The organism is Nocardioides terrae, assembly GCF_900112345.1.
Lineage (GTDB): Bacteria > Actinomycetota > Actinomycetes > Propionibacteriales > Nocardioidaceae > Nocardioides > Nocardioides terrae.
Genome location: NZ_FOLB01000002.1, coordinates 174,728 through 187,543 on the forward strand (window position 1 = coordinate 174,728; position 12,816 = coordinate 187,543).

The 12,816-nt window shown below is 71.6% G+C and carries 11 protein-coding genes; 2 read left to right on the forward strand and 9 right to left on the reverse strand.

Features of this window, described 5'->3' with window-relative positions; all coding sequences use genetic code 11:
* Nucleotides 1-149 precede the first annotated feature (149 nt).
* The gene (locus BM236_RS03675) at nucleotides 150-1,580 is read left to right on the forward strand and encodes a glycoside hydrolase domain-containing protein (RefSeq protein ID WP_091120351.1); all 1,431 of its coding nucleotides are present in this window, start codon (nucleotides 150-152) and stop codon (nucleotides 1,578-1,580) included.
* 17 nt (nucleotides 1,581-1,597) lie between these two features.
* Here BM236_RS03675 and purQ read toward each other — a convergent pair whose 3' ends face one another.
* Both purQ and purS read right to left on the reverse strand, forming a co-directional pair.
* Nucleotides 1,598-2,263 carry a phosphoribosylformylglycinamidine synthase subunit PurQ gene (purQ, locus tag BM236_RS03680; RefSeq protein WP_091120354.1) on the reverse strand — a complete coding sequence of 222 codons (666 nt, stop codon included), beginning with the start codon at nucleotides 2,261-2,263 and terminating at the stop codon, nucleotides 1,598-1,600.
* Complete coding sequence (purS, locus tag BM236_RS03685; RefSeq protein WP_091120357.1) at nucleotides 2,260-2,508, reverse strand: phosphoribosylformylglycinamidine synthase subunit PurS; 249 nt, start codon at nucleotides 2,506-2,508, stop codon at nucleotides 2,260-2,262. The genes purQ and purS overlap by 4 nt, the downstream gene beginning before the upstream one ends.
* Before the next feature lie 121 nt (nucleotides 2,509-2,629).
* Between purS and BM236_RS03690 the strand changes: the two genes are divergently transcribed.
* A complete protein-coding gene (locus tag BM236_RS03690; RefSeq protein WP_091120359.1) occupies nucleotides 2,630-3,139 on the forward strand; it encodes a YflT domain-containing protein in 510 nt (169 codons plus the stop codon).
* Nucleotides 3,140-3,208: 69 nt separating this feature from the next.
* Here BM236_RS03690 and BM236_RS03695 read toward each other — a convergent pair whose 3' ends face one another.
* The 7 genes from BM236_RS03695 to BM236_RS03725 form a co-directional block, all read right to left on the reverse strand.
* Nucleotides 3,209-4,774, reverse strand: coding sequence for a long-chain-fatty-acid--CoA ligase (locus BM236_RS03695; protein ID WP_091120361.1), 1,566 nt, complete (start codon nucleotides 4,772-4,774; stop codon nucleotides 3,209-3,211).
* Between the two features lie 80 nt (nucleotides 4,775-4,854).
* Complete coding sequence (locus BM236_RS03700; protein ID WP_091120363.1) at nucleotides 4,855-5,763, reverse strand: phosphoribosylaminoimidazolesuccinocarboxamide synthase; 909 nt, start codon at nucleotides 5,761-5,763, stop codon at nucleotides 4,855-4,857.
* A 30-nt stretch (nucleotides 5,764-5,793) separates the two neighbouring features.
* Nucleotides 5,794-6,372 carry a ComEC/Rec2 family competence protein gene (locus BM236_RS03705; RefSeq protein ID WP_091120365.1) on the reverse strand — a complete coding sequence of 193 codons (579 nt, stop codon included), beginning with the start codon at nucleotides 6,370-6,372 and terminating at the stop codon, nucleotides 5,794-5,796.
* Nucleotides 6,373-6,539: 167 nt separating this feature from the next.
* Entirely contained in the window at nucleotides 6,540-7,970 is a 1,431-nt protein-coding gene (gene purB / locus BM236_RS03710) for an adenylosuccinate lyase (protein WP_091120368.1), read from the reverse strand.
* Between the two features lie 135 nt (nucleotides 7,971-8,105).
* A complete protein-coding gene (gene purD, locus BM236_RS03715) occupies nucleotides 8,106-9,398 on the reverse strand; it encodes a phosphoribosylamine--glycine ligase (RefSeq protein ID WP_091120369.1) in 1,293 nt (430 codons plus the stop codon).
* A 155-nt stretch (nucleotides 9,399-9,553) separates the two neighbouring features.
* Nucleotides 9,554-11,431 (reverse strand): PAS domain S-box protein, encoded by a 1,878-nt coding sequence (locus tag BM236_RS03720; protein WP_091120372.1) that lies wholly within the window; start codon nucleotides 11,429-11,431, stop codon nucleotides 9,554-9,556.
* A gap of 54 nt (nucleotides 11,432-11,485) precedes the next feature.
* Nucleotides 11,486-12,784, reverse strand: coding sequence for an adenylosuccinate synthase (locus BM236_RS03725; RefSeq protein WP_091120373.1), 1,299 nt, complete (start codon nucleotides 12,782-12,784; stop codon nucleotides 11,486-11,488).
* Between the last annotated feature and the right edge of the window lie 32 nt (nucleotides 12,785-12,816).

The window sequence follows — 12,816 nt, forward strand, 5'->3', positions numbered from 1 at the left end:
CTGCCGACTCGGCGCGTCTGTGGAGCGAGAGCTTCTGCCGGCTCGGCGAATTACAGATCTGTAGTTATCTGTGACCTCTGTGACTGGTGTGAAAACTGTGGTTATGGTGACTCGGCCGCAGCCCCCGAGAAGCACCCCGGAGAACCCAGATGACCGCGCCAGCCACCAGCCCGACGGACCGACCGAGATCCGATCTGCGCCTGCGTGCGCTGGTGATCGCCACCGTCGTCGGGCTCCTGGCCGCCGTACTCCTCGCCCTGCCGCACCGTGACGACGACAGCGCGATCCCGACCGCGAGCAACCCGGTCACCCCGGGCGTCTTCACCGGCCTCGGCTTCGACCAGTGCCTCGCCCCGAGCCAGGCCAAGATGTCGGCGTGGCGCAGGTCCAGCCCGTTCCGGGCGGTGGGCATCTACATCGCCGGCTACTCCCGCGCCTGCCGGAGCCAGCCCAGCCTGACGCCGACCTGGATCGCCGCGCAGCTCGCCGCCGGCTGGCACCTGCTCCCGATCACGCTCGGGCCGCAGGCGTCCTGCCAGCCGCGCTTCCCGCGCTACGGCACCGACTACCGGATCAGCTCGTCCTCCGCCAACGACTACGCGGCGGCGCGGTCGATGGGCGCGAGCGAGGCGTCGAAGACGGTCGCGGTGGCGAAGGCGCTCGGGATCGTCCCGGGAAGCACGATGTTCTACGACCTCGAGGGCTTCGACTACAACAACACCGGTTGCCGCGAGTCCGCGCTGAGGTTCCTCTCGGCGTGGACGGTCCAGATCCACAACCTCGGCTACCGCTCCGGCGTCTACTCGAGCGTCGGCTCGGGCATCAAGGTGCTCGAGCGTCAGCGGCTGGCTCCGCTGCCCAACATCGTGCTGCCCGACCAGCTCTGGCTCGCGCGGTACGACGGCAGGGCGAACACGTCCTCGACCGACTACCTCTCCGACGCCGGCTGGGCGGGCAACCGGGTCAAGCAGTACCAGGGCGGCCACAACGAGACCTGGGGCGGCGTGACGATCAACATCGACCGCAACTACCTCGACCTGCGCACCGCCCCGACCGCCCCTGCCCCGCCGCCCGCTGCCGCCCCTGCGGTGGCTCCGGCCGAGCGGCACTGCGGCGGGGTCCGGGTCGACCTGCGGACCTACGTCGCCGTCAAGAAGCCCACGCGCCACTACACGCCGCCGAAGCGTCAGGTCGTCGCCCTGAAGTGCTTGCTACGCGAGCGCGCCACCTTCCACGGCCGGGTCAACAACGGCTTCGGCGGGTCCCTCGGGAGGGCGATCAGGTCCTGGCGCCGGGCGCACGGGCTGCGGGCCAACGCGTTCTGGACCCGCTCGATGTGGATGACGCTGCTCGCGTCGGGCAACCGGCCCACGCTCAAGCCGGGGGCGGCGTCGAGGGACGTCCGCGACCTGCAGCGCGCGCTCAACGCGGCCAACAACAGCGCTCACCTTCCGGCGAGCGGCATCCTCGACTCGCGCACCATCGCGATCCTCAACCTCTGGAAGGTGCGGGTCGGCCTGCGCCCCGGCAGCCTCGTCTCGCGAAGCGCCTGGCGGCTGCTGGCCGCCGGCCGTTACTGACCCCCCCCCGGGTCAGGTCAGGCGAGTACGCCGGCCAGCGACGTGAAGAACCCGAGGCCGTCGGTCCCGGCGCCGGTCAGCGCCTCGACCGCGTGCTCGGGGTGCGGCATCAGACCGACCACGTTGCCGCGCTCGTTGCTGATGCCGGCGATGTCGTTGACCGAGCCGTTCGGGTTCACGTCGACGTAGCGCGCGACGACGCGGCCGTCGCCCTCGAGACGCGCGACGGTCTCGGCGTCGGCGACGTACTGCCCCTCGCCGTTCTTGAGCGGGACCACGATCTCCTGGCCCTGCGCGAAGGCGCCGGTCCAGGCGGTCGAGGTGTTCTCGATGCGCAGCGTCTGGTCGCGGCAGATGAACTTGCGGTGGTCGTTGCGCAGCAGGCCACCGGGCAGCAGGTGGGCCTCGACGAGGATCTGGAAGCCGTTGCAGATGCCGAGGACCGGCAGCCCGGCCTGCGCGCCGGCGATGACCTCGGTCATGATCGGCGCGAACCGGGAGATCGCCCCGGCGCGCAGGTAGTCACCGTAGGAGAAGCCGCCGGGCAGGATCACCGCATCGACGCCCTGCAGGTCGTGGTCGCCGTGCCAGAGCGCGACGACCTCGTGGCCGGCGACGCGCGCGGCGCGCTGGGCGTCGACGTCGTCGAGGGTGCCCGGGAAGGTGACGACCCCGACCCTCATGCGTCCTGCTCCACGCGCACGGTGTAGTTCTCGATGACCGTGTTGGCCAGCAGGCTGTCGGCCATCTTCGCGATCTCGGCGAGCACCGCCTCGGTGACCTCGGGGACCTCGATCTCGAAGCGCTTGCCCTGGCGGACGTCGGTCACGCCGGTGAACCCGAGGCGGGGCAGCGCACCGAGCACCGCCTTGCCCTGCGGGTCGAGGATCTCGGGCTTGGGCATGACGTCGACGACGACTCGAGGCATGGCCCGGAGTCTAGTTGGAGCGCCGGCGGGCGCCCGCATCGTGACCACGGGGCGGGCGGTGGCGGGCGATGGCGGTCGGCGTGAGGTCGCACCTCGACCCGGGCCGCGCCACACTGGCTCCATGACCACTCCCTTCGGTGCCCCACGCCCGGCCGGCAGCCCGCTCAAGCTGGAGTTCCCCCAGTCGCTCGCGGTGTACGACGACTACGCGACCGCCCAGAAGACCGTCGACTACCTCTCCGACCACGAGTTCCCCGTCCAGAACTGCATGATCGTCGGCACCGACCTCAAGCGGGTCGAGCGCATCACCGGCCGGCTCACCACCGGCCGGGTCGCGCTCGGCGGGCTCCTCACGGGCCTGTGGTTCGGCCTGCTCATCGGCGTGCTGTTCACGCTCTTCACCGACGGCAACGCGCTGGGCCAGATCGTCTCCACGATGCTCTTCGGCGCGCTCTTCGGGGTGATCTGGGCGATGGTCGGCTACGCCGCCACCCGCGGCCAGCGCGACTTCTCCTCGGTGACCCAGGTGGTCGCGACGAAGTACGAGGTCCTGGTCGAGCACAAGGTCGCCGGCCGGGCGCGCGAGCTCCTGGCCGGGCTGCCGGGGGCGCTGCCGAACCCCTTCGCGTGAGCGCGGCGCGGGTGGTCTCGATACGCCCGCACTCGTTCCTCGTGCGGGCTGCTCGACCAGCGAGAGGGGTCAGGAGAGCTCGCGCTTGAGGATCTTCCCTGTCGCCGTCATCGGCAGGGAGGAGACGATCTCCACGATGCGCGGGTACTTGTAGGCCGCCATCTGCTCCTTGCCCCAGGCGACGAGCTCCTCGGGCGTGACCGAGGCTCCGGGTCGAAGGATCACGAACGCCTTGATCTCCTCGCCGTGGGAGTCGTGCGGCACGCCGATCACGGCGGCGAGCGAGACCGCGGGGTGGGTCAGGAGGACCTCTTCGATCTCGCGCGGGTAGACGTTGAACCCGCCGCGGATGATCATCTCCTTGGCTCGGTCGACGATGTAGTACCAGCCGTCCTCGTCGCGGCGAGCGAGGTCGCCGGAGCGGAACCAGCCGTCGGCGTCGATCGCCTCGGCGGTCGCGTCCGGGCGGCCGTGGTAGCCCTTGAAGACGTTGTGGCCGCGGATCGCGATCTCGCCGATCGCCTCGGGGGTCCACTCGATCTCGTCCCAGGTGCCGGGCTGGAGGAGCTTCATCTCGACGCCCGGGATCGGGACGCCGATGGAGCCGACCCGCACCGGCTCGCCGAACACGGAGAAGGACGCGACCGGGGAGGTCTCGGAGAGGCCGTAGCCCTCCAGGATCGTGACACCGAACCGCTTCTCGAACTCGTGGTGGACCTCCACCGGCAGCGCGGAGCCGCCGGCGGTCGCGATGCGGAGGTCGGCCGCGATCGTCGCGACGTCGACGGTGTCGTCCAGCGCGCCGAGCAGACCCCAGTACATCGTCGGCACGCCGGCGAACTGGGTGACCTTCTCCTGCAGCATGGCCGCGAGGGCCGCCCGCGGCTCGAAGCGGGGCAGCATCACGACGGTGCCGCCGAACGCGAACGGGCCGTTCTGGCAGACGGTCTGGCCGAAGGAGTGGAACAGCGGCAGCACGCACAGGGTGGTGTCGGGCTGCTCGGCGCTGGCTCCGAACAGCTCGGCACCCGACAGCGCGTTGTCGCGCATGTTGCGGTGCCGCAGCTCGGCGCCCTTGGGCTGGCCGGTCGTGCCGGAGGTGTAGAGGATGACCGCGGTGTCGTCCTCGTCGGTCGCCACGGTCTCGAACGTCGGGGGCTGGCCGGCGAGCCCTTGGAACAGCGTCTCGGTGCCCTCGATCGGCGACGCGGCGGCGGGGTCCGCGGTGATGACGAAGAAGTGCTCCACGCCCTCGACGGCACCGAAGCCGTCGTACGCCTCCTGCCCGATGGGGAGCTCGGGCGTGCCCTGGAAGGCGAAGAACGCCACCGCGTCGGAGTCCTGCAGGTGGTAGGCGACCTCGCGGCCCTTGAGCAGGACGTTGAGCGGCACGACGGTGGCGCCGGCCTTGAGGATGCCGAAGTAGACGATGGAGAAGTAGGGCAGGTTGGGGCACATCAGCGCGACCTTGTCGCCCGGCTCCACCCCGCGTGAGACGAGCAGGTTGGCGACCTGGTCGGCCGCGCCGTTCACCTGCGCATAGCTCAGCCGCGTGTCCCCCAGCACGATCGCGGTGCGGTCGGGAAAGGCCGAGGCGCTGCCCTCGAGCAGCTCAGCCAGGTTGTACGACGGCATAGCAGTGGCCTCCATCACGTCTCGGATGAAGGAGAACCTACCGGCGGGTCACAACGCTCGCTGCCCTACCCCCGAGCGGGTCAGAACCGCTGGCCGGTGAGCTTCTCGTAGGCCTCGATGTAGCGGGCCCGGGTCCGCTCGACCACGTGGGCCGGCAGCGACGGCGGCGCCTCGCCCGAGCTGCGGTCCCAGCCGGAGTCGGGCGAGAGCAGCCAGTTGCGCACGATCTGCTTGTCGTACGACGGCTGGGCCTGCCCGGGGCGCCACTCGTCGGCCGCCCAGAACCGGCTGGAGTCCGGCGTGAGGACCTCGTCGGCGAGCACGATCGCGCGCACCCCGAGGTCGCTCTGCCGCGCGCCGAACTCGAACTTCGTGTCGGCCACGATCAGACCGACGCCGCGGGCGATCTCGTCGGCGCGGTGGTAGACGGCCAGGGTGAGCCGGCGCAGCTCGGCGGCGTCGTCCGGGCCGATCTCGCGAGCGACGGTCTCATAGCTGACGTTCTCGTCGTGGTCCCCGAGGTCGGCCTTGGTGGCGGGCGTGAAGATCGCGTTGGGGAGCCGGCTGCCGTCGACCAGGCCGTGCGGCAGCGGCACGCCGCACACCTCGCCGGCGGCCTGGTAGTCGAGCAGCCCCGAGCCGGTGAGGTAGCCGCGGGCGACGCACTCGACCGGGAACATGTGCAGCCGCTGCGCGACCACGGCACGGCCACTGACCTGTGCCGGGACATCGGTCGACAGCACGTGGTTGGGGACCAGGTCCTGCAGCTGCTCGAACCACCACAGGCTGATCCGGGTGAGCAGCTCGCCCTTGTCGGGGATCGTGGTGTCGAGCACGTGGTCGAAGGCGGAGATCCGGTCGCTGGCGACCATCAGCAGCTCGCCGGCGTACGGACCGGACTCGAGCTCGTAGAGGTCGCGGACCTTGCCCGAGTGCACGTGCCGCGCACCGTCGATCGCAGGGGCGGGGGGAATGTTGAGCTCAGGCACGGGAACAGCCTAGGAGATCGCCGGAACCACTCACCGACGCCGCCAGGGCGCTGGACGACCGTGCAGGAACCACTCCAGGTTGCGGGTGATCCAGGGCAGGCCGACGTAGGTCATGAACGGGACGGTGAGCACCATCGTCGCGAGCAGGCGCAGCGGCAGCGACCAGCCCGACACCAGGGGCGTGACCAGCCAGTTGGCGAGCAGGCTGACGGGGAAGAAGGTCAGGAAGATCGTCACGGTCTGCCGCCAGCGGGCGGGAGTGGCGGCGACGCCGCTGACCGCCTCGACGTCGTAGGTGTGCGGCGGGTCGAACCAGCCCTCGATGCCGGTACGCCGCTCCACGTGCGTCTGCTCGACGAACGGCGATCCCGCGCCGAGCCACCAGGCCCGCTGCCGGCTGTTGTCCCAGGCGTGCAGGGTCGCGGCGTCGTCGAAGCGGTAGAGCAGGTGCCACTCGTCCGAGTCGGCCGCCGGGCGCACCCACCCGGCGCCGAGGAACCCGCTGAAGTCGCTCGCCAGCCGGATGCCGGCCTGCATCCAGGCGACCATCTCCTGGGCGCGCTCGGGCGCCGCGCGGCGCGCGATGGTGACGGTGATCGGCTCGCTCATCGACGTCCTCCTCCGGTCGCGGGCCGGTGGCCGCTCGGGGCGTTCGGTGCGGGCATGCCACACATCATCCTGGGGCCGACGGGAAGCTGACATGCTGCACGCGTCCACGGGCACGAGCCAGTGGGTGGTCTCGGGCTACGCGCTGGCCCGCTGATGCGGCGACCCGGTCAGAGGATGTCGCCGGGCGAGTAGGCGGCGGCCGCGGGGTGCTGGGCGGCCACGGCCTCGATCCGGCGTACGACGGCCTGGACCTGCGCGACGGCCGCTCCCGTGAACTCGATCGGGTCCGCGACGAGCGTCTCGAGCTGCGCTGCAGTCAGGCCGAGGCGCGGGTCGGCGCCGAGCTTGGCGAACACGTCGTTGTCGGCCTGGCCCTGGCGCATCGCGAGCGCGGTGCCGACCGCAGCCTCCTTGATCGCCTCGTGCGCGGCCTCGCGGCCGACGCCGTTGCGCACCGCCGCCATCAGCACCTTGGTGGTCGCGAGGAACGGCAGGTAGCGGTCGAGCTCGCGCTGGATCACCGCCGGGAAGGCGCCGAACTCGTCGAGGACGGTCAGGAACGTCTCGAAGAGGCCGTCGGCGGCGAAGAACGCGTCCGGCAGGGCGACGCGGCGCACGACGGAGTCTGAGACGTCGCCCTCGTTCCACTGGTCGCCCGCGAGCTCGCCGATCATCGACAGGTGGCCGCGGAGGACGACGGAGAGGCCGTTGACGCGCTCGGCGGAGCGGGAGTTCATCTTGTGCGGCATCGCCGAGGAGCCGACCTGGCCCTCCTTGAAGCCCTCGGTCACCAGCTCGTTGCCGGCCATGAGCCGGATCGTGGTGGCCAGGTTGGACGGGCCGGCCACCAGCTGGACCAGCGAGGAGACGACGTCGAAGTCGAGCGAGCGCGGGTAGACCTGGCCGACCGATGTGAGGACCTGGTCGAAGCCGAGGTGCGCCGCCACGCGGGTCTCCAGCTCGGCCAGCTTCGCGGCGTCGCCGTCGAGCAGGTCAAGCATGTCCTGGGCGGTGCCCATCGGGCCCTTGATGCCGCGCAGCGGGTAGCGGGCGATCAGCTCCTCCACGCGCGCGAGGGCGACGAGCATCTCGTCGGCGACGGTCGCGAACCGCTTGCCGAGCGTGGTCGCCTGCGCCGCCACGTTGTGCGACCGGCCGGCCATGACCGTCGCCTCGTGCTCGGCGGCGAGCCGGCCCAGCCGGGCCAGCGCGGCGACCGCACGGTCGCGGACCAACCTCAGCGAGGACAGGACCTGGAGCTGCTCGACGTTCTCCGTGAGGTCGCGCGAGGTCATGCCCTTGTGGATGTGCTCGTGGCCGGCGAGGGCGGAGAACTCCTCGATGCGGGCCTTCACGTCGTGGCGGGTGACCCGTTCGCGGGCGGCGATGCTGGCCAGGTCCACCCCGGCCTCTCCCAGCTCGACGACCTTCTCGTAGGCCTCCACGACACCGTCGGGAACGTCGATGCCGAGGTCCCGCTGCGCCTTGAGCACGGCGACCCACAGCTGCCGCTCGAGCACGATCTTGTGCTCCGGCGACCAGATGCCGGCGAGCTCGGCGGAGGCGTAGCGGGCGGCGAGAACGTTAGGGACCGTCACGGTGTGCCATTGTCCCCCATTCAGCGGGCTGCTGGTTCATCGAGGTATGCAGCCGGACAGTCGCTCCCCGCGCGGAGTTCCGCACGGGAAGTGCTGGTTGGCCTGCATACCTCGACGAACCAGCAGCGCCCGAGGTCAGTCGCCGAGGACCGACGCACCCTCCACGACACCGAGCGGCTCGGCGGCGATGTCGGAGCGGCGCTGCATGCCGTCGAAGGAGATGAGCCCGGCGGCGGCGTACGCGCGCGCCCGGGCGTCGGAGATGTCGTAGCCGCGGGCGCGGACGGCGAGCACCCGGCCGCCCGCGGTGACGAGGTGGCGGTGGTCGGGGTCGCCGGGCTCGGGCGCGTCGACCAGCGCTGTGCCCGCGTGGATGACGTCGACGTCGTTGAAGCCGTTCGCGGCGCCGACCCCGCGGATGACGTCGCCCTTCGACGACGACTCCGGGTAGCCGGCGGAGGCGAGCACGACGGTGACCGCGGCGCCGTCGGAGAAGACAGGCGCCGGCTCGGCGGCGAGCGTGCCGGTGGCGGCCGCGAGCAGCAGCGAGGAGAGCGAGGACTCGAGCAGCGCGAGCACCGGCTGGATGTCGGGGTCGCCGAAGCGGCAGTTGAACTCGATGACGCGCGGGCCCGCTGCGGTCAGCGCGAGGCCGACGTAGAGGCAGCCGGCGAACGGCGCGCCACGACGCGCCATCTCGTCGAGCGTGGGCTGGACGACCTCGCGCATCACCTGCTCGCGCAGGTCGGCCGGGGCCCACGGGAGCGGGCTGTAGGAGCCCATGCCGCCGGTGTTCGGGCCACGCCCGCCGTCGAGGATCCGCTTGAAGTCCTGGGCCGGCTGCAGCGGGTGGGCGGTGGTCCCGTCGCAGATCGCGAAGAGCGAGACCTCCGGCCCGGCGAGGAACTCCTCGACGACCACCCGCCCGCACGAGGCCGCGTGGGCGAGGGCCTCCTCGCGCGAGTTGGTGACGACGACGCCCTTGCCTGCGGCGAGCGCGTCGTCCTTGACGACGTACGGCGCCCCGAGCTCGTCCAGCGCGGCGGCGACCTCCTCCGCGGTCGTGCAGGTGCGCGACCCCGCGGTCGGCACACCCGCCGCCGCCATGACCTCCTTGGAGAACGCCTTCGACCCCTCCAGCTGCGCAGCGGCGCCCGACGGGCCGAAGACCGGGACGCCGGCCGCGCGGACCGTGTCGGCCACGCCGGCGACCAGCGGCGCCTCCGGGCCGATCACGACGAGGTCGACGGCCAGCTCGGTCGCCAGGGCGGCGATGGCCACTCCGTCCTCGATGTCGGCGAGGTCGTGCAGGGTGGCGACCGCACCGATCCCTGGGTTGCCCGGGGCGGCGTGCACCTCGCTGTCCTTCGCGAGTGCCAGGGCCAGCGCGTGCTCGCGCCCACCGGTGCCGATCACGAGGGTCCTCACGGGCGGCCAGCCTAGAGGACGCCGACGGAAGAGCCGTGCGCCCCGACCACGCCCCACCGTGGAAGCGGGACGCACGGCACACCCCCAGTGACCCAGGACCTCGGCGGCTCAAACCCGCTGTCGGCAATGTCGCCGACCCCGCGTGGGCCGAGGGGTCAGGCGGGCAGGTCGATGACGAACGTCCCCGGCGCCTCGTACGTCGCCTCGCCGCCGTGGCGGCGGGCGATCTCCCTGACGAGGTAGAGCCCCAGGCCGGTTCCGCCGCGAGGTCCGGAGGCGAACCGCTCGAAGAGACGCGACGCGACCACCTCGTCGACGCCGGCTCCCGCGTCCCGAACCGCGATGGTCACCCGCGAGCCGGTCAACCGTCCGGTGAGCGTCACCGGCATCCGGCCGTGGCGGACCGCGTTGTCGAGCAGGTTGTCGACGGCCTGGCCGAGTCGCGCGGGGTCGCCGGTGAACGTCACGTCGTCGGCGTCGGCGGAGATCTCCAGCCCCGGATCGGCGGCCGCCGCCCGCTCGACCGCGGAGCCCAGCAGGCGCTGCAGCGAGACGTCCTCGGAGACGAGGGCGAGCGTGTCGGACTGCAGTCGCGAGGCCGCCCCGAGGTCGGCGGCGAGCCGGTGCAGCCGGTGCGCGCTGGCCGAGATGGCACCCAGCAGGCGGGCCCGGTGCTCGTCGTCGAGGTTCTCCTGGTCGTGGGCGAGCAGCGTCGCGGCACCCTCGATCGCTGCGGCCGGTGAGCGCAGCTCGTGGGCGGTGACCGCCAGCAGGTGCGCGCGCTGCTCGATCGCCTCCTGCTGCGAGGTCTGGTCGCGGGTCACCTTGCTGAACCCGACGTGGCGGCCGCGCTCGTCATGGACCGCCGTGATGACGACGCTGGCCCAGAAGCGGCTGCCGTCCTTGCGGACGCGCCAGCCCTCCTCGGCGTACGACCCGAGCCGCAGGGCCAGCTCGAGGTTGTGCTCGGGATGGCCGCTCGCCTGCTCCTCGGAGGGGTAGAAGACGCGGAAGTGCCGGCCGACGATCTCGGAGGCGGCGTAGCCCTTGATCCGGCGGGCGCCCGCGTTCCAGCTCATCACCTGGCCGTCCGGGTCGAGCATGAAGATCGCGTAGTCGCGCACCGCGGTCACCAGCAGACGGAACCGCTCCTCGCTCTGGCGCAGCTCGTTCTCGACCCGTCGCTGGGCGCTGATGTCCTCGACCTGCGCGAAGACGTAGAGCGGCTGGCCCTGGGAGTCGCGCACGGGGGCGAGCGTCACCCGGACGGTCCCGGGCGCGTCGCCGATGGGCAGGGGGTGCTCGAAGCTGACCAGGTCGCTGCCGAGCTCGATGATCGAGGCGAGCCCGTCGTCGAGGTGGTCGCCGTGCCCGCGCATCAGGACGCCGTAGTCGACCCCGACCAGGTCGGAGGGGGCGCAGCCCATCAGCTGGGCGAGCGCGGCGTTGCCGCGGACGACGCTGCCGTTGAGCGTCAGCGTCGCCATGCCGATCGCGGCCTGCTCGAAGACCTCGCGGAACCTCTCGAGGTGCTCGTCGAGGACCTCCTGGTCGGCGGCCGCCCGGTGGTCCGGCTCGGCGCCCTGCTTCACCACCCGCAGACCTGCCGCGGGAGCCGGAGCGGCTCCGTCCATCACCTGCCACAGCCGCTGGGGCAGCTCGCGGATCGGGAGGGACTTCTCGATGAAGTCCACGGCGCCCTCGGCGCGCGCCCGGTCGGCCAGGCCGCGCTCCTCGAAGCCGGTGTAGATGACGACCCGGGTCTCGGGCGACAGGGTGAGGATCGCCGGCAGCGCCTCGAGACCGTCCATCGTGGGCATCGAGGTGTCCAGCAGCATCACCGTCGGCTGCAGCCGGTAGGCGAGCGTGATCGCCTCGGCTCCGTCGGCGGCCTCCCCCACGATCTCGAAGAGGCCGGAGGAGTCCAGGGAGCTGCGGGTGATGAGCCGGACCTCGTCGGAGTCGTCGACGATCACCAGTGTCGGGCGGCCGGTCGGGCGCGCGTCGCCACCCCCTTGCTCGCTCCCGGTCACAACTGGGTGGAGTAACCCGGACGGCGCCCGTGCATGCGCCGGGCCGGGATCCGTCTAGACAAGTGGGTGGACGACGACGCTCTGGTCGCGGGCCGGTCCGACGCCGATCACGGAGATCCGCGCGCCGGAGAGCTCCTCCACCCGGGTGACGTAGGCCTGCGCGTTGGCCGGCAGGTCCTCGAGGGTGCGCGCCTTCGAGATGTCCTCGGTCCAGCCGGGGAGGTACTCGAAGACCGGCACGGCGTGGTGGAAGTCGGTCTGGTTGACCGGCATCTCGTCGTGGCGCACACCGTCGACCTCGTAGGCCGCGCACACCGGGATCTGCTCGAGGCCGGTCAGCACGTCGAGCTTGGTGAGCACGAAGTCGGTGACGCCGTTGACGCGGGCGGCGTAGCGGGCGATGACGGCGTCGTACCAGCCGCAGCGGCGGGGACGGCCGGTCGTGGTGCCGAACTCGAAGCCCTGGGTGCGGAGGTAGTCGCCCTTGTCGTCGAAGAGCTCGGTCGGGAACGGCCCCTCACCGACGCGGGTGGTGTAGGCCTTGACGATGCCGATGACCTGCGTCAGCCGGGCCGGCGCGATGCCCGAGCCGGTGCAGGCGCCGCCGGCGGTCGCGCTGCTCGACGTGACGAACGGGTAGGTGCCGTGGTCCACGTCGAGCAGGGTGGCCTGGCCGGCCTCCAGCAGGACCGTCTCGCCCCGCACGAGCGCGTCGTGCAGCAGCAGGCCGGTGTCGCAGACGTACGGCGCCAGCCGGTCGGCGTACTGCAGGAGGTCCTCGACGATGCTGTCGACGGTGAACCCGCGCCGGTTGTAGACCTTGCTGAGGATCTGGTTCTTCAGCTCGAGCGCGCCCTCGACCTTGTGGCGCAGGATCTTCTCGTCGAAGAGGTCCTGGATGCGGATGCCGATCCGGTTCATCTTGTCGGCGTACGTCGGCCCGATGCCGCGGCCGGTGGTGCCGATGCGTCGCGAGCCGAGGAAGCGCTCGGTCACCTTGTCGAGCTGCCGGTTGTAGTCGGCGATCACGTGGGCGCTGGCGCTGACCTTGAGGGCCGAGGTGTCCACGCCGCGGGCCTCGAGGGCGTCGATCTCCTCGAACAGCACGGCGAGGTCGACGACAACGCCGTTGCCGATCACGGGGGTGCACCCGGGCGTGAGGATGCCCGAGGGGAGCAGGTGGAGGGCGTACTTCTCGCTGCTGCCGTCGTCCTGCGTGATGACGACGGTGTGGCCGGCGTTGTTGCCGCCGTTGAACTTGACGACGTAGTCGACCTCGGAGCCGAGCAGGTCGGTCGCCTTGCCCTTCCCCTCGTCGCCCCACTGGGCACCGATGATGGCGATTGCGGGCATGTTCACTCCTTCGCGACGGACGGAGTCCCTCC

Bases quoted from the DNA above. Each gene is read 5' to 3' on its own strand.
- BM236_RS03675 (WP_091120351.1), top strand. From the start codon at position 150: ATGACCGCGCCAGCCACCAGCCCGACGGACCGACCGAGATCCGATCTG.
- purQ (WP_091120354.1), bottom strand. From the start codon at position 2,263: ATGAGGGTCGGGGTCGTCACCTTCCCGGGCACCCTCGACGACGTCGAC.
- BM236_RS03695 (WP_091120361.1), bottom strand. From the start codon at position 4,774: ATGCCGTCGTACAACCTGGCTGAGCTGCTCGAGGGCAGCGCCTCGGCC.
- BM236_RS03690 (WP_091120359.1), top strand. From the start codon at position 2,630: ATGACCACTCCCTTCGGTGCCCCACGCCCGGCCGGCAGCCCGCTCAAG.
- BM236_RS03705 (WP_091120365.1), bottom strand. From the start codon at position 6,372: ATGAGCGAGCCGATCACCGTCACCATCGCGCGCCGCGCGGCGCCCGAG.
- purS (WP_091120357.1), bottom strand. From the start codon at position 2,508: ATGCCTCGAGTCGTCGTCGACGTCATGCCCAAGCCCGAGATCCTCGAC.
- BM236_RS03725 (WP_091120373.1), bottom strand. From the start codon at position 12,784: ATGCCCGCAATCGCCATCATCGGTGCCCAGTGGGGCGACGAGGGGAAG.